Origin of the sequence: Alloyangia pacifica (assembly GCF_003111685.1) — a bacterium.
GTDB classification, from domain to species: Bacteria; Pseudomonadota; Alphaproteobacteria; order Rhodobacterales; family Rhodobacteraceae; genus Salipiger; species Salipiger pacificus_A.
Map to the genome: position 1 here is coordinate 430,020 of NZ_CP022190.1, position 13,612 is coordinate 443,631.

A 13,612-nucleotide genomic window follows, 5' to 3' on the forward strand; every position below is an offset into this window, starting at 1 on the left:
GAGCGCTGACAGTCGGAAGGACCTGGGACAGATGACCTATTGCGTGGGATTGCTGCTGGATGCGGGCGTCGTGCTGCTGTCCGACACGCGCACCAATGCCGGGCTCGACAATATTGCGACCTACCGCAAGATGTTCCTTTTCGAGCGGGAAGGGGATCGCGCCATCGGCATCATGACCGCGGGATCGCTGTCGATCACGCAGACGGTGATCGCGCGGCTGACCGAGGCCAATGAGGATCCCGACTCGCCACGCTCGATCCTGCGCGCGCCTGGCATGTTGCAAGTCGCCGAGATCGTCGGCGCCACTCTGTCGGACGTGACCTCCGAGGTGTCGTCGAAGATGGAGCGGATGAACCAGAGTGCGACTGCCTCGATGATCGTCGCCGGTCAGCGCAAGGGCGGCCCGATGCGCATGTTCCTGGTCTACCCCGAAGGCAATTTCATCGAAGCCACACCAGATACGCCCTTTCTGCAGATCGGCGAGCACAAGTATGGCAAGCCGATCCTCGATCGGGTGATTTCCTCTGCGACCACGCTGGCGGACGCCGAGAAGGCGGTCCTGCTGTCGATGGACTCCACCCTGCGATCCAACCTCAGCGTGGGCATGCCGCTCGATTTCGCTGTGATCGAGCGCGACGCGCTGGCGGTGACCCGGCGGCGGCGGATCGAGCCAACGGACGAGGCCTTCCAGAAGATGAGCCATGATTGGTCCGAAGCATTGCGCAACGCCTTCGTCGAGATCGACCCGATCTGATTGGGCGGTCCATCGCCGTCCTCCCATCGCCGCCCTTTGTCAGAACAGGGTCACCTCGGACTGCGGCGGCTTCGGCGGCTGGACCGGCGCCACGGCTTCGATTTCGCCGGGCACGATGAACTGCCGTACCCGCCCATCGGCGGGCCAGAAGCGGATTCGCCGCGCCGAGGTGCCGCCGGTGCTTTCCGAGGCCAGCGGGATCGCCTCGTTCTGTAGGAACTCCTTGGCGAAGGCGACGTTCGAGCCGCCGATATCGCGCAACTGGCTGAGCATGTTCGCCCCGCCGAAGAGCTTGGCGACCAGGCGATTCTTGCGCGCGCCGCATTTCAGCAATCCGTTGATCAGCAGTTCCATCGAATAGGCGCCGTAGCGCACGTTCTCGCCCTCCTTTCCGGCGCGCTGCGGCAGCAGGAAGTGGTTCATCCCGCCGACCCCGGCCTCGACATCGGTCAGGCAGACGGCGACGCAGGAGCCGAGCACGGTCGACAGCACCTCGGAGGGAGAGGAGGAAATTCGGTATTCTCCCTGGATCACGTTCACCAGCTTTTCTGCGGCATCGCTCATCTCGCGGAGGTCCTTCCAATCAGCCCGGCTGGGGCGGTCGACGAGGCGGGCGTGGCGCAGGCCCGCAGAAGGGCTGGGCCGATCTGCGGCAGGGGCAGGCTGGTCTCCACCGCGCCGAGGTCGCGCGCCGCGCGGGGCATGCCATAGACGATGCAGGTTGCCTCATCCTGGGCGAAGGTGGTGGCGCCAGCGTCGCGTAAGGCCTTCAGCCCCTGTGCGCCGTCCCGCCCCATGCCGGTGAGCAGCGCGGCGACCGCGCGGGGCGCCCCGGGCAGCGCCGAGGTGAAGAGTGCGTCGACCGAGGGCATATGGCCCGAGATCGGCTCGCCCACGCGCAAGGCGATCTTCATCGGGGTCCCCCCCGCGAGGTGAAGGTGCGCCCTGTTGCCCGCGGCGATGACGACCTGACCGTGGTCGACCCGCACCCCATCCTGCGCCGTCCGCACTTGTGCCGCGCATTGCCGGTCGAGGAGCCGGGTCAGGCTCTCGCCGAAGCCGCCCCCGGTGTGCTGGACGATGAAGGTCGGCGGACAATCGGCGGGGAAGCTCGACAGCACGCTCAGCAGCGCATCGACGCCGCCGGTGGAGGCGCCGAGCAGGATGAAGCGGTTGCCGCGCGCGCCGCCCGAGGGCGCGGGCACGGGAGAGGCCGGGACGGAGGGCTGCGGCCCGCGCCGGCGGGTGGTGCGGGTCAGCGAGCGCAGCGTGCCGATCAACTCGTCGACCGGCACGCCCGCATCGACGGCGAAGAGGTCCGAGCGCTTGTCCCAGGGGCTGGCCGGATGCCCCGGCGCCGCGGCCGCGCGCGACTTGATCACCAGCCAGCGCACGTCGAGCGTGGCAAAGAGGGCACGCATCACCTCGAACTCTGGCAACATTGCGAGCCGTTCCCCGATCAGCACGGCCATCGGTTCCTGCTCCTCGACCTCGGTATAGGTGGTCATCAGATCGTGGGTTTCCGACACCAGCGTGATGAAGGCAGAGCTGCGCAGTTCGGCGCCAAGCCGCCGCCGCAGGCTCAGGTCCGGATGGGCCAGGATCAGGGATATCTTCGACATCTGTCTTGTCCTTCATGGCCTGTGGCGCCGAACTCCGCGGCGCTGGGTCGATGCACCTGAGGGCTGCCCAGATGCTGGTGTCTGCCCCGCCGGGGGCGGTGGGCGGTCAGAACAGCTCGGGCGCGTTCGGCTCGAGCCCGTCCCCCTGCGCGCCGCCAAGCCTTTGCCGGAGATCGCGCAGTGGGATCACGTCCAGGGCATCGCGCAGGTCGAGAGCCGCCTCCTTGTCCAGCAGCCTGGCGAGTCGCTCCACGTAGCCGGCGAGCGCATCTGTGGATTGCGCCAGCATGTCGAGTTCCTGGAAGGCGGTGATCGCGACCGATCCGAGGCGCGAATCTGCATTGCCCGAGTAGATGTGCTCCATGCCATGCTCGAGCCGTTCGAGCCGCTGCTGCAGGTGCCTGATCTCGCGCGAGAGCAGCCATGTCGCCTCATTGGCGGTGATCGGAACGGCGCGTGACGTCGACATGGCTTCAGAGCTTTCCCACGACGCTTTCGATGCATTGCTTCATCGCGAGAGAGGTGAAGGGTTTCTTGATCATGTTGTTGAGGCCCAGCTGTTTCGCCTGCGCCACCATGTCGGGTGTGGGCTTGCCGGTCACCAGGATGAAGCCGACCTTCTGGGTGGCGCGATTCTGCCGCACGGCCTTCAGCAGGGCCAGTCCATCCATGTTTGGCATGTTGTAATCCGAGAGGACCAGGTGCACCGGGTTTCCGGCCATCCGCGCCAGGGCCTTACTGCCGTCGTTCTCGGTCAGGTAGTTCTTGATGCCGATTTCGTCGAGCGCCTGGGTGATCAGCCCGCGGCTCGTGGCCATGTCGTCGACGACCATGATGCGCAGCGAATCCTTCAAACTCATTTCATTCTCCTAGGTCGGCCGCGCGGGACCGGGGGTGGCGCGCTTGCGGTAGGTGGTCACACCGGCGGTTTCGAACTCCGGTAGGGCGGCGCCGGAGAGGCGTTCGGAATGCCCGATGAAGAGGAAGCCGCCGGCGCGGAGCTTGTCAGCGAATCGTGACCAGAGCCGCTGTTGTGTCTCCTGGTCGAAATAGATCGCAACGTTGCGGCAGAAGATCGCGTCGAAGGGGCCGGCGAAGGGCCAGTCGCAGATCAAGTTGAGCTCGGCAAAGCTGACCAGGGCCTTGATCTCTGCGCTCATCTCGACCAAGTCCAGCTCGCCCGGTACGGGCCGCAGCCAGCGGGCACGAAACTCGTCGGGCACTGTGGCGCACTCCTCTGCCGGGTGGCGCCCGGCGCGCGCCTTGCGCAGGATCGCCGGGTCGATGTCCGTCGCCAGAATGCGCATGTCGCGCGCCCCGGGGGGCAGGCCGTCGAGCAGCGTCATGGCGATCGAGAAGGGCTCCTGTCCCGAGGAGCAGCCGGCCGACCAGATGCGGATGCGCTTCTGCGTTGCGAGTTCGGGGACGAGCGCGCTGCGCAGTGTCTCGAAGTGGTGCTTCTCGCGGAAGAAACTGGTGACATTGGTGGTAAGTGCGGAGACCAGTTCGAGCCGTTCCGCGGCCTCCTCCGCGCGGTCGAGCAGCGACATGTAGTCGCGAAATGTCGCGAGCCCGCGGGCGCGCAGTCGCCTTGCGAGGCGGGAATAGACGAGGGGCTTCTTGCTCGAGGCGAGGCTGAGGCCGTACTCGCTCCGCGCAAGGCGGGCGAGCGCCTCGAAATCCGCATCGGTGAAGGCGAACTCCCCCGGCAGGGTGTCGGCGCTGGCAAGGCTCATGCGGCGGCTCCGCCTTCCTGGTCGAGCACCGCGTCGAGATTAACGACGCGCACCATGGACTCGCCGACAGAGATCACGCCGAGGATGGCTTGGCGCGCCGCGTCGGACTTCATGTCAGGGGTTTCCTGTATCGAGGATTTCGCGACCGAGAGGATCTCGGACACGGACTCCACCAGAAGACCTATGGTCGTGCCGCCCGCAGCGGCGACGATCACCACATTGCGCTCGTTGTCCGGCGTTTCACCGAGGCCGAAGCGAGCTGAAAGGTCGAAGATCGGGATCACCGCACCGCGCAGGTTCATCACGCCAAGCACATCGTCGGGCGTATGCGGCAGCTTGGTCACCGGGGTCCAGCGGCGGATCTCGCGGATTTGCATGATCTCAAGGCAGAAACTCTGGTTTCCCGCCGAGAAGGTGATGAATTCGAACTGCGTCTCAGTCTGTCCCTCGTCGGCGTCAAGCATGGCGAAGCTCCAGTTTCGGGGGGGTTACGGCCGGGAAATAGGGGGCGGCGGGCTGCAGCTTGACCACTTCCTCGGGGTCGAGGATCAGGGCGATCTTGCCATCCCCGAGGATCGTTGCCGCGGACACGCCGGGGATGGCGGCATAGTTGCTTTCGAGGCTCTTGATAACCACCTGACGCTGGTCGTGGATCGCCTCGACCCGCAACGCGGTGAGCCCTTGGCTCTCCGTGCTCACCAGCAGCAGCACGCCGTCTCCCGCCTCCTTCCGCGCGGGGCAGAGACCGAGGTTGAAGGCGACGTCCACGACCGGCACGTAGGCGCCGCGCACAAGGATCACCACGCCCTTGGTGCCCACCGCGTGCAGGTCGCGCTGGCTGGGGCGGATCGTTTCGATGATCGAGGCGATGGGGATCACCATGGTCTGATCCGCGACCGAGATGACGAAGCCGTCCATCACCGCGAGGGTGAGCGGCAGCACGATGGTGAAGGTGGTGCCGGCGCCGGGCGTAGAGGCAATGGAAACCCGCCCACCGAGCGCGGAAACGGCGTTTTTAACGACATCCATGCCGACGCCGCGGCCCGAGAGGTTCGATACCTCACTCGCCGTGGAGAACCCGGGCAGAAACAGCAGGTTGTCGATCTCGGATTCTGACAGCTCGGCTTCGGGAAGGACAAGGCCCTTCTCGATGGCCTTTTCGAGGATTCGCGCCCTGTTCAGACCGGCGCCGTCGTCCCCGATCTCGATGAAGACGCTGCCCGAGCGGTGTGAGGCGGAGAGGCGTATGGTGCCAATGGCCTCCTTGCTGGCGGAACTGCGGGCAGCAGGTTTTTCCAGCCCATGATCGACCGCGTTGCGCACCATATGCGTGAGCGGGTCAGCCAGGCGTTCGATCACCGTCTTGTCGACCTCGGTCGAGTCACCGATCGTGACGAGCCGCGCCTTCTTGCCAGTGGCCTCCGCAGCCTCGCGGACGATGCGGGACATGCGCTGGAAGAGGGGCTTCACCGGTTGCGCGCGGATGGCCATGACCCCTTCCTGGATGTCGCGGGCGAGGAGCTTGTAGGCCTCGAGCTCGTTGGTGAGATGGGCGACTGCGGGAAGCTCCAGTTCCTCGATCCGCTGGGAGATCATCGCCTGGTTGATGATCAGCTCGCCTACCGTGTTGATGAGCCGGTCGACCCGTTCGAGGTCGACGCGCAGGGTCGGGCGCGGGCCGCGCGCCTCGCCGCGCTGGGCGTCGCCGCGGGCATCGGCGGGCTCCAACGCGGCGGTGGGACCGTCAAGGTCGAACGGCGGGGGCGGGGGCGCGAGTCCGGGAAGATCCGGGGCCGGATCGAGGGGCGCGGGCGCCGACCCGCCGTCGTCCTCGCGGATGTCGAGGTCGCAGAGCGACTCGACGAATTCGAAGATTTCGTGCAGCACTGTCTCGGGTTCCGGGGTCTCGAGTTGGAGCCTCCAGGACATCACCGCGCCATTGGGGTCGAAGGCATCGAACTCGGGCAGCGCCGAGAGGTCGGCGGAGACCCGCAGTTCGCCAAGCTCGGCAAGCGCGTCGAACAGCAGAAGGGGCTCGTGTCCGTTGGCATAAAGCGCGGGACTGGGCTTGAAGCGGATGTGGAAGCGGCGCAGGGCGCTCTCCTCGGCGGCGTCGCCGGACCCGTCGAGATCCGCCGGTGCCGCGTCGAAGTCCAGACTGAGGGCATCGAAGCTGAAGCTGTCGTCCTTGTCCGCCTCGCCGAGATAGCTGTCGAGTTCCTTGAGGATGGCGGCCTCGGACTCGGCGTTTGGCTCGCGCTCGTCACGCGCCGCTTCCACGAGGTCGGCAAGCTGGTCGCCGGAGCGGTGGAAGAGGTGCATCAGCTCTGCGTTGACCTTCAGTTCCTGGCTGCGCACCTTGTCCATCACCGTCTCGAAGGTGTGGGCAAAGCTCACCAGCCGGTCGAGGGCGAAGGCCCCTGCGCCGCCCTTGATCGAGTGCACGGCGCGGAACACGGCGTTGACCACATCCATGTCCTCGGGGTCCTGTTCCATCGAGGAAAGCCCCTCGACGAGCGCTTCGAGCAGCTCTTCGCATTCCTCGAAAAACGTATCGCGGATCGAATTTCCCGACATCTCTACACCATGTGTCCTGTGAGCCGGCGCAGCACCGAAACCAATGATGCGTCGTCGAAAGGTTTCACGATCCAGCCGGTGGCCCCGGCGGCGCGCGCGCGGGCCTTGAGGTCGGCGCCGCTTTCGGTGGTCAGCACGATGATCGGCACCGTCGTGCGGTTGGGACCACTGCGCAGCGTCTCGATCACGCCGAAGCCGTCCATGTTGGGCATGTTGATGTCGGTGATCACCACATCCGGCTCGACCTCGGAGAATTGTTCGACCCCCTCGACGCCGTCGCAGGCAGAGTGAAACTCGAAGCCGGCGCCTTCGAGCGAGATGCGCAGCAGGTTGCGGATCGTCCGGGAATCGTCGATCGCGAGGACTTTCGTCGTCATTGCAGTGCCTCCTTGCCGTCCGCGAGACCGGGTCCGGCGCCCGCGCCGCTGTCGTCGAAATGGGTGGGCGGCAGACCGAGCCGATCGAGCCCGCCGCGGAACGACTCGCTGATGTCGGTCAGGCGGAAGGCGAGCCCCTCTTGCTGCCATTGCTTCTGCGCCACGAGCAGGATCTGCAGCCGGTGGGCATCGAGCCGAAGAACGTCCTGCACGCTGATCGAAACGGGCATGTGCCGCGCCCCGAGCAGGAAGGGCACGAGGGGGTCTTCGCCATTGCGGTTGCGCCCCGGGTCGAGCACATGGCTGTGAAGCTCAGTCATCGCGAAATCTGTCCTTTGCCAGAGGAGAGCGGGGGCAGCCGCGGCCAGCGGGCTGCCGGTCCCCGTGGGAGTGTTGAGCCTTTGTCCCGAGGCCGGCGGAGGACGCGTGACAGGGCACGCGCAGATCAGGTCCGGACCGCCCCCCAGACTCGCCGGCCGCTCCCGGGACGGGTTCGAGAACTACAGCCGGGGTCTTAACAAAGCGTTCTGGCGCCCGGCCTTTTTGCGCCTCCCCCGGCATTCCGCGAAGACGGCACGGCCAGCGCTTGCATCCGCGGTGCGCAGCGCGCACAAATTCGCGAAAGCGATCTGGCAGGGAGCAGGACGAGATGCGCAACGGTGGTCAATTGGTGGTTGAAAGCCTGATCGCGCTTGGGGCCACGCGGGCTTTCGGGGTTCCGGGAGAGAGCTACCTTGCCGTGCTCGACGCGCTGCATGACACGGCGGGCAAGCTGGACTTCGTGCTCTGCCGTCAGGAGGGCGGCGCGGCGTTCATGGCAGCGGCGCATGGCAAGCTGACCGGCAGCCCGGGGATTTGCATGGTGACCCGCGGGCCGGGGGCGACCAACGCTGCGATCGGCGTGCACACGGCGATGCAGGACAGCGTGCCGATGATCCTGCTGGTCGGCCAGGTGGCCACGGACATGAAAGAGCGCGAGGCCTTCCAGGAGATCGACTACCGGGCCGTCTTCGGCACCATGGCGAAATGGGCGACCGAGATCGAGAACGTCGAGCGCATCCCAGAGATCCTGTCTCGTGCCTGGATCACCGCCACGACCGGCCGGCCCGGCCCTGTGGTCGTCGCGCTGCCCGAGGACGTGCTCATGGCGCAGACCGAAGTCGCGCCGCTGACCGACCCGGTGAAAGTCTACGCGTCCGAGCCCGCCGCCGACGCCGTGCGCGACGCGGTCGCGCTGCTGCAGCATGCCGAGCGGCCGCTGATCGTGATCGGCGGCGCCGAATGGACCGGCCCCGCCCGCGCCGCACTGCAGGGCTTTGCCGAGGCTTCGGACATCCCGATCATCACCTCTTTCCGCTATCAGGACCAGGTTGACAGCGCCTGCGCCTGCTTCTGCGGCGACGCGGGCGTGGGCATGACCGCAGGGGTCAAGGCGCTGCTAGAGGATGCCGACGTGGTGCTCGCGCTGGGAACCCGCTTCGGCGAGAACATGACCGACGGCTACACGCTGCTCGAGGTGCCGACGCCGAAGCAGAAGATCATCCACGTTCATGCCTCGGACCGTGAGATCGGTAAGGTCTACCGGCCTACGGTCGGGGTGCATGCGGACCCCGGGCGCTTCGTCCAGGCGCTGCCCGCCAAGGTGACCGGCAATTGGAAGGCATGGCGGGCCGAGGCGCGGGCGGCCTATCTTGGTTTCATCGACAAGGCCCCGGCGCAGCCCGGGCCGGTCGACATGGTGGCGGTCTGCAAACATATGCGCGAAGTGCTGGGCAGCGACGTTGTGCTCACCAATGGCGCGGGCAATTTCACCGTCTGGCCGACCCGCTTCTTCCGTTTCCGGCCCGGCATGCGGCTTCTTGCGCCGCAGTCCGGGGCTATGGGCTACGGCGTGCCGGCGGCCATCGCCGCCAAGCTCGCGCGCCCCGAGGCGACCGTCATCTGCTTTGCCGGGGACGGGGATTTCCAGATGAACGGGCAAGAGCTCTCCTCGGCGCGGCAGGCCGGGGCGGCGGTGATCGTGCTGGTGCTCAACAACGGCACCTATGGCACCATCCGCGCCCATCAGGAGCGCGAGTTCCCCGAACGGGTGAGTGGCACCTCGATCGTCAATCCCGACTTCGCGGCGCTGGGGCGGGCCTATGGGATGCATGGCGAACACGTCGCGCACACCGAGGCGTTCGCCGCCGCCTTCGAGCGCGCGCTGGCGGCACCGCATGGCGCGGTGCTCGAGCTCGATATCGCTGCCGAAGCGCTGACCCCCTACCGCACGCTCTCGGAAATCCGTGCGGGCGGGCTCGCGGCCAAGTCATGAGTTCGGCGGACCCGGCAGCTGCACCAGGTCGCCGCCTGTCCGCCCGTGGATCCCTGCGTCGACAAGCAGGATTCACCCCTTAGTGATAAGCGCTTAGGCGCCGACTCTCACGTCACATGTTGCTGTAATGTTCCGCGCGCGGTAGGAGGCCGGAAAACAACGTACCGAGGCGGCAGCAGATGAAAAGAGAGTACGAAACCATCCTTGGCGCAGTGACCTTCCTGGCGCTGCTGTGCCTGGGCTACGCCTATTATGAGCTGGGTGTGTCGGCGGCCAGCACGCGGGCGCTTCCGGTGATCCTTGCAGGCTATGTCGCGGTGCTGGTGCTGGTGTTCAAGGGGCTGGGGCTGTCGCTGACCCGCTCGCGGCGGCAGGAGCTCACCCGGCACGTGAAGGCCCATGCCCCGGCGCTTTCGCGCAACCTGCGGCTGGCGGTAAAGAAGAACGATTACAACCGGGTGATTGCCGACGAGCGGCACGACATCGTGCTCGAGTTCCTCGACAGCATCGAGCTGTCCTTCGACTATCACCGCATCGAGCCGGCGGTCGTCGACTTCGTCATGGACGAGATCGACCGGATTGAGAACGAGGCGCGGGAGGGCGGCTTTGACGCCGAGGATTACCCGAGCGATCCCACCGAGTTCGAGCATTGGTGCGCCGCGCAACTGCGCCATTTCGGCTGGGACGCGGATGTCACCAAGCGCGGCTACGACCAGGGCATCGACATCGTCGCGCGCAAGGGCGCGCTGGTGATCGGCCTGCAGGTCAAGCGATACAATTCGCCGGTCGGCAACAAGGCCATCCAGGAGGCCTTCACCGGCAAGAATTACTATGGGCTGGCCGGGGCGGGTGTGCTCGCCACCGCCGGGTTCACGCCGAGCGCGCAGCGGCTCGCCGCGACCACCGGGGTGCTTCTGCTGAGCCCGCACGACCTGCCGCGCCTCGATCGCGAATTCGGTGTCGAGAGCTTCACCGAGGCCTGGGCCATGTGATCACGGTCGGCGTGGCTTGCGCGGGCTGCGAAAGACGGCGCCGTTTCTGACCGCCTGTCTTTCGACGCCGGGGTGCTCAGGGCGCGCGGAAGTGGCGGTAGAAGTTGCGGAAGAACCCGTCGGGCGAGAGCCAATCCTCCCAGATTTCCCGTGCCCGCCGCTGCTGGTCGACGAACTGCTCGGCGCTGAGCCCGGCATGGTGATCGGCGAGGATCTGCCCCGCCCGCTGGTGCTCGGCTTGGGGAACCCAGACCAGCTCTTTCTGCCAGTCGATCAGGAAGTCGTAGGGAAGAACACAGTTCGTGTCGAGAAACAGCGGCGGACGGCCGGCCGCCATGATCTCGTAAAAGCGCAGGGAATAGTTCCCGATGCCGCGCACGCAGAGGCTGTAGTCGCTGTCGGCGAGATTGCTCAGAAAGGTCTCGAGCGCGCTCTGCCGTGCGACGGTCTTCTCGTCGGCGGTGGATTTCTGGTCGGCCCCGGCAAAGAAATCGCCGTGCAGCACGAAATGGGTGTCCACGCCGGGGTGGTCGAGCAGGGTTTGGACCGCCTGGGCCCGCAGGAACTTGTGCTGGAAATTCTCCCTCAGGGACGCGGAATGCCCCGACATGCGAATATCGGAGAGATAGGGCAGCGAGGTGCGGGCGAACTGCTTGAGGCGGGTCTTGGCGGTCGGCCTTTTAACCTGCCCGCAGAAGCCGATCGAGGGGCGCTGCTGTTTCTGGCGTAGCGGGGCGGGGCCGTTGGTGTGATCGGGAACCCAGGCGGGCAGGCCGAATTCGTTCGGCTGCCGGTCCTTCTCGACCGTCGGCGTAAACAGGAGCGCATTGGCGGCCGGGAACTTGAAGTCGTAGTCGCGCTCGTGGAAAACGACGATCTGCTTACCCGCTTCCGCCGCCTTTTGGGCGAAGCGGAGCGCGACATTGGTCGTGCCGTCCTGAAGGTAGCGGTGCCATGTGCCTGGCAGAACCACGACGTCGGCCTCGTCCATCGACCCGGCCAGCTCGAAATAACCCAGGCCACTTTTCTTGTAGCTGTCGAAGGCATTGGTGTCTGCGGACCAGAATGCCCGTTCTTCGCGCCCGAAAAAGGGCAGCAGCATCGCACATTGCATCGGGTTTGCGGGGGAGGCGAACGCCGGGTCCGTGTAGATCTTCAAACGCATCGACATGGGTCCAATCGTAATCGCGGCGCCAACCTGTGGACGCGCGGAAAATGGCTTCGCAAAAAATCCTTTTGAAGCGCGTGGTTCGCGCAAAAAAGCGCGGCGCTCATCGGAGGTTAGGAAGGCAAATTTTATTTTGCAAGGGGCACATTGGAAACCGCGGGCGAAAGCGGGACGCCTGCCGGAGAACTGCGCCCCGACTGCGCAATCGCCACCGCAGCGAGGCCGCGCGGCCCGGGGGCGGAGGTCCGGGACGAAACGGCGTCGGCTCATCGGGGACAATTCGGCGTGCGCGGCGCGTGACCTCTGGTCATTAGATGCGCGCTTGCTTTAGAGAGGGGGAAATTCTGCGGGAGAGGCGCGATGGACGATCTGGTCAATTCCTTCATGACAGGCCCCGACGAAAAGGGCCGCTTCGGCATCTACGGCGGGCGCTTCGTGTCCGAGACGCTGATGCCGCTGATCCTCGAGCTTGAGGAACAGTACGAGCGCGCCAAGACCGACCAGAGCTTCTGGGACGAGATGGACTGGCTGTGGAAGCACTACGTCGGCCGCCCCTCGCCGCTCTACTACGCCGAGCGGCTGTCCGAGCATCTCGGCGGCGCCAAGGTCTACTTCAAGCGCGACGAGCTGAACCACACCGGCGCGCACAAGATCAACAATGTGCTGGGTCAGATCATCCTTGCCCGCCGCATGGGCAAGACCCGCATCATCGCCGAGACCGGCGCGGGTCAGCACGGCGTGGCGACGGCGACGGTCTGCGCCAAGTTCGGCCTCAAGTGCGTCGTCTACATGGGCGCGCATGACGTCGAGCGCCAGCAGCCCAACGTGTTCCGCATGCGCCTTCTGGGCGCCGAAGTGGTGCCCGTCACCTCCGGTCGCGGTACGCTGAAGGATGCGATGAACGACGCGCTGCGCGACTGGGTGACCAATGTGCGCGACACCTTCTACTGCATCGGCACGGTGGCCGGTCCGCACCCCTATCCGGCGATGGTCCGCGATTTCCAGTCGATCATCGGCAAGGAGACCAAGGAGCAGATCCTCGAGCAGGAGGGCCGTCTGCCCGACACGATCATCGCCGCCATCGGCGGTGGCTCGAACGCCATGGGTCTGTTCTACCCGTTCCTCGACGACAAGGACGTGAAGATCATCGGCGTCGAAGCCGGCGGCAAGGGCGTCAACGAGAAGATGGAGCATTGCGCCTCGCTCACCGGGGGCCGCCCGGGCGTGCTGCATGGCAATCGCACCTATCTGCTGCAGGACGACGACGGGCAGATCCTCGAGGGGTTCTCCATCTCGGCCGGTCTCGACTATCCGGGTATCGGGCCGGAACACGCCTGGCTGCATGACACCCGCCGCGCCGAATACGTCGCGATCACCGACAAGGAGGCGCTCGAGGCGTTCCAGCTGTCGTGCTCGACCGAAGGCATCATCCCGGCCCTCGAGCCGTCGCACGCGCTGGCCCACGTGATGAAGATCGCGCCCGATCTGCCCAAGGACCACATCATTGTCATGAACATGTGTGGGCGGGGTGACAAGGACATCTTCGCCGTCGCCAAGCACCTCGGCGTCGATATCAGCTGAAGGCTCGAAGCCATTGAATGATCCGGGCGATGCGTCGCCCGGATCTTCTAGTCCTCGCCGCGCCCGGTGCCTTCGCGATTGCCCGCGTAGTGATGGGCGAGCGGCAGCTCCGGCAGCCAGGGCTCACGCCGGACTGTCCATTTCTCGTAACTCGGTACCAGCTGCCCAGGTGCGTCCAGAGCGCCGAGATGCAGCTCCACCTCGTCCCCGTCGATCGCAAAGACCGAAGAGCCGCAGAGCGGGCAGAAATGCCGCCCCTTGTAGCCTCGGGTTTCCCCGGTCACGGTAACCGCGGCTTCGGGGAACATCGCTGCGGCGTAGAACAGCGCGCCGTGGTGCTTGCGGCAGTCGAGGCAATGGCAGAGGCCGACCCGATAGGGCTCCCCCTCCGCCCGGATGCGGACTGCGCCGCAGAGGCATCCGCCTTCGTAGGTATCCATTGCGCCGCTCCTCCGGTCAGTGCTTGCACCGGAGGTATCGCCCGGGGCGCG

At 66.1% G+C, this 13,612-nt stretch carries 15 protein-coding genes; 4 read left to right on the forward strand and 11 right to left on the reverse strand.

The features are described 5' to 3' along the window. The first annotated feature begins 31 nt into the window (after nucleotides 1–31). On the forward strand, nucleotides 32–754 hold the full coding sequence (locus CEW88_RS14980) for a peptidase (RefSeq protein WP_108968474.1): 723 nt from the start codon (nucleotides 32–34) through the stop codon (nucleotides 752–754). A 39-nt stretch (nucleotides 755–793) separates the two neighbouring features. Here CEW88_RS14980 and CEW88_RS14985 read toward each other — a convergent pair whose 3' ends face one another. The 9 genes from CEW88_RS14985 to CEW88_RS15025 all read right to left on the reverse strand — a co-directional run bounded on the left by CEW88_RS14985 (nucleotide 794) and on the right by CEW88_RS15025 (nucleotide 7,386). Then, on the reverse strand, nucleotides 794–1,318 hold the full coding sequence (locus CEW88_RS14985) for a chemotaxis protein CheD (RefSeq protein WP_108968475.1): 525 nt from the start codon (nucleotides 1,316–1,318) through the stop codon (nucleotides 794–796). After that, nucleotides 1,315–2,376 (reverse strand): CheB methylesterase domain-containing protein, encoded by a 1,062-nt coding sequence (locus tag CEW88_RS14990; protein ID WP_108968478.1) that lies wholly within the window; start codon nucleotides 2,374–2,376, stop codon nucleotides 1,315–1,317. Before CEW88_RS14990 ends, CEW88_RS14985 begins: the two co-directional genes overlap by 4 nt. A 106-nt stretch (nucleotides 2,377–2,482) precedes the next feature. Next, complete coding sequence (locus CEW88_RS14995) at nucleotides 2,483–2,845, reverse strand: chemotaxis protein (protein ID WP_108968480.1); 363 nt, start codon at nucleotides 2,843–2,845, stop codon at nucleotides 2,483–2,485. A 4-nt stretch (nucleotides 2,846–2,849) separates the two neighbouring features. Next, nucleotides 2,850–3,236: a response regulator gene (locus CEW88_RS15000; RefSeq protein ID WP_108968481.1), complete on the reverse strand. Its 387-nt coding sequence runs from the start codon at nucleotides 3,234–3,236 to the stop codon at nucleotides 2,850–2,852. Between the two features lie 9 nt (nucleotides 3,237–3,245). Beyond that, complete coding sequence (locus CEW88_RS15005) at nucleotides 3,246–4,112, reverse strand: CheR family methyltransferase (RefSeq protein WP_108968483.1); 867 nt, start codon at nucleotides 4,110–4,112, stop codon at nucleotides 3,246–3,248. Continuing rightward, a complete protein-coding gene (locus CEW88_RS15010; RefSeq protein WP_108968485.1) occupies nucleotides 4,109–4,576 on the reverse strand; it encodes a chemotaxis protein CheW in 468 nt (155 codons plus the stop codon). Before CEW88_RS15010 ends, CEW88_RS15005 begins: the two co-directional genes overlap by 4 nt. Beyond that, nucleotides 4,569–6,689: a chemotaxis protein CheA gene (locus tag CEW88_RS15015; RefSeq protein WP_108968487.1), complete on the reverse strand. Its 2,121-nt coding sequence runs from the start codon at nucleotides 6,687–6,689 to the stop codon at nucleotides 4,569–4,571. The genes CEW88_RS15010 and CEW88_RS15015 overlap by 8 nt, the downstream gene beginning before the upstream one ends. 2 nt (nucleotides 6,690–6,691) lie before the next feature. Continuing rightward, entirely contained in the window at nucleotides 6,692–7,066 is a 375-nt protein-coding gene (locus tag CEW88_RS15020; protein WP_095882021.1) for a response regulator, read from the reverse strand. Then, complete coding sequence (locus CEW88_RS15025; protein WP_108968489.1) at nucleotides 7,063–7,386, reverse strand: hypothetical protein; 324 nt, start codon at nucleotides 7,384–7,386, stop codon at nucleotides 7,063–7,065. Before CEW88_RS15025 ends, CEW88_RS15020 begins: the two co-directional genes overlap by 4 nt. A 329-nt stretch (nucleotides 7,387–7,715) precedes the next feature. Here CEW88_RS15025 and CEW88_RS15030 point away from each other — a divergent pair, with 329 nt between their 5' ends. Together CEW88_RS15030 and CEW88_RS15035 are read left to right on the forward strand one after the other, a co-directional pair. Beyond that, on the forward strand, nucleotides 7,716–9,380 hold the full coding sequence (locus CEW88_RS15030; RefSeq protein ID WP_108968491.1) for a thiamine pyrophosphate-dependent enzyme: 1,665 nt from the start codon (nucleotides 7,716–7,718) through the stop codon (nucleotides 9,378–9,380). Between the two features lie 179 nt (nucleotides 9,381–9,559). Then, nucleotides 9,560–10,372 (forward strand): restriction endonuclease, encoded by an 813-nt coding sequence (locus tag CEW88_RS15035; protein ID WP_108968493.1) that lies wholly within the window; start codon nucleotides 9,560–9,562, stop codon nucleotides 10,370–10,372. 76 nt (nucleotides 10,373–10,448) lie between these two features. Here the strand turns inward: CEW88_RS15035 and CEW88_RS15040 are convergent, their stop codons facing one another. After that, complete coding sequence (locus tag CEW88_RS15040; protein ID WP_159099621.1) at nucleotides 10,449–11,630, reverse strand: hypothetical protein; 1,182 nt, start codon at nucleotides 11,628–11,630, stop codon at nucleotides 10,449–10,451. Nucleotides 11,631–11,900: 270 nt separating this feature from the next. Between CEW88_RS15040 and trpB the strand changes: the two genes are divergently transcribed. Continuing rightward, entirely contained in the window at nucleotides 11,901–13,121 is a 1,221-nt protein-coding gene (gene trpB, locus CEW88_RS15045) for a tryptophan synthase subunit beta (RefSeq protein WP_108968497.1), read from the forward strand. 47 nt (nucleotides 13,122–13,168) lie between these two features. Here the strand turns inward: trpB and CEW88_RS15050 are convergent, their stop codons facing one another. Further along, the gene (locus CEW88_RS15050; protein WP_108968498.1) at nucleotides 13,169–13,561 is read right to left on the reverse strand and encodes a GFA family protein; all 393 of its coding nucleotides are present in this window, start codon (nucleotides 13,559–13,561) and stop codon (nucleotides 13,169–13,171) included. Nucleotides 13,562–13,612 lie beyond the last annotated feature (51 nt).

What these genes read in the sequence shown, in the direction of transcription:
- CEW88_RS15010 (WP_108968485.1), bottom strand. Translation starts at nt 4,576, where the DNA reads ATGCTTGACGCCGACGAGGGACAGACTGAGACGCAGTTCGAATTCATC.
- CEW88_RS15035 (WP_108968493.1), top strand. Translation starts at nt 9,560, where the DNA reads ATGAAAAGAGAGTACGAAACCATCCTTGGCGCAGTGACCTTCCTGGCG.
- CEW88_RS15015 (WP_108968487.1), bottom strand. Translation starts at nt 6,689, where the DNA reads ATGTCGGGAAATTCGATCCGCGATACGTTTTTCGAGGAATGCGAAGAG.
- CEW88_RS15025 (WP_108968489.1), bottom strand. Translation starts at nt 7,386, where the DNA reads ATGACTGAGCTTCACAGCCATGTGCTCGACCCGGGGCGCAACCGCAAT.
- CEW88_RS15050 (WP_108968498.1), bottom strand. Translation starts at nt 13,561, where the DNA reads ATGGATACCTACGAAGGCGGATGCCTCTGCGGCGCAGTCCGCATCCGG.
- CEW88_RS15000 (WP_108968481.1), bottom strand. Translation starts at nt 3,236, where the DNA reads ATGAGTTTGAAGGATTCGCTGCGCATCATGGTCGTCGACGACATGGCC.
- CEW88_RS15030 (WP_108968491.1), top strand. Translation starts at nt 7,716, where the DNA reads ATGCGCAACGGTGGTCAATTGGTGGTTGAAAGCCTGATCGCGCTTGGG.
- trpB (WP_108968497.1), top strand. Translation starts at nt 11,901, where the DNA reads ATGGACGATCTGGTCAATTCCTTCATGACAGGCCCCGACGAAAAGGGC.
- CEW88_RS14980 (WP_108968474.1), top strand. Translation starts at nt 32, where the DNA reads ATGACCTATTGCGTGGGATTGCTGCTGGATGCGGGCGTCGTGCTGCTG.
- CEW88_RS14995 (WP_108968480.1), bottom strand. Translation starts at nt 2,845, where the DNA reads ATGTCGACGTCACGCGCCGTTCCGATCACCGCCAATGAGGCGACATGG.
- CEW88_RS15005 (WP_108968483.1), bottom strand. Translation starts at nt 4,112, where the DNA reads ATGAGCCTTGCCAGCGCCGACACCCTGCCGGGGGAGTTCGCCTTCACC.
- CEW88_RS15020 (WP_095882021.1), bottom strand. Translation starts at nt 7,066, where the DNA reads ATGACGACGAAAGTCCTCGCGATCGACGATTCCCGGACGATCCGCAAC.
- CEW88_RS14985 (WP_108968475.1), bottom strand. Translation starts at nt 1,318, where the DNA reads ATGAGCGATGCCGCAGAAAAGCTGGTGAACGTGATCCAGGGAGAATAC.
- CEW88_RS14990 (WP_108968478.1), bottom strand. Translation starts at nt 2,376, where the DNA reads ATGTCGAAGATATCCCTGATCCTGGCCCATCCGGACCTGAGCCTGCGG.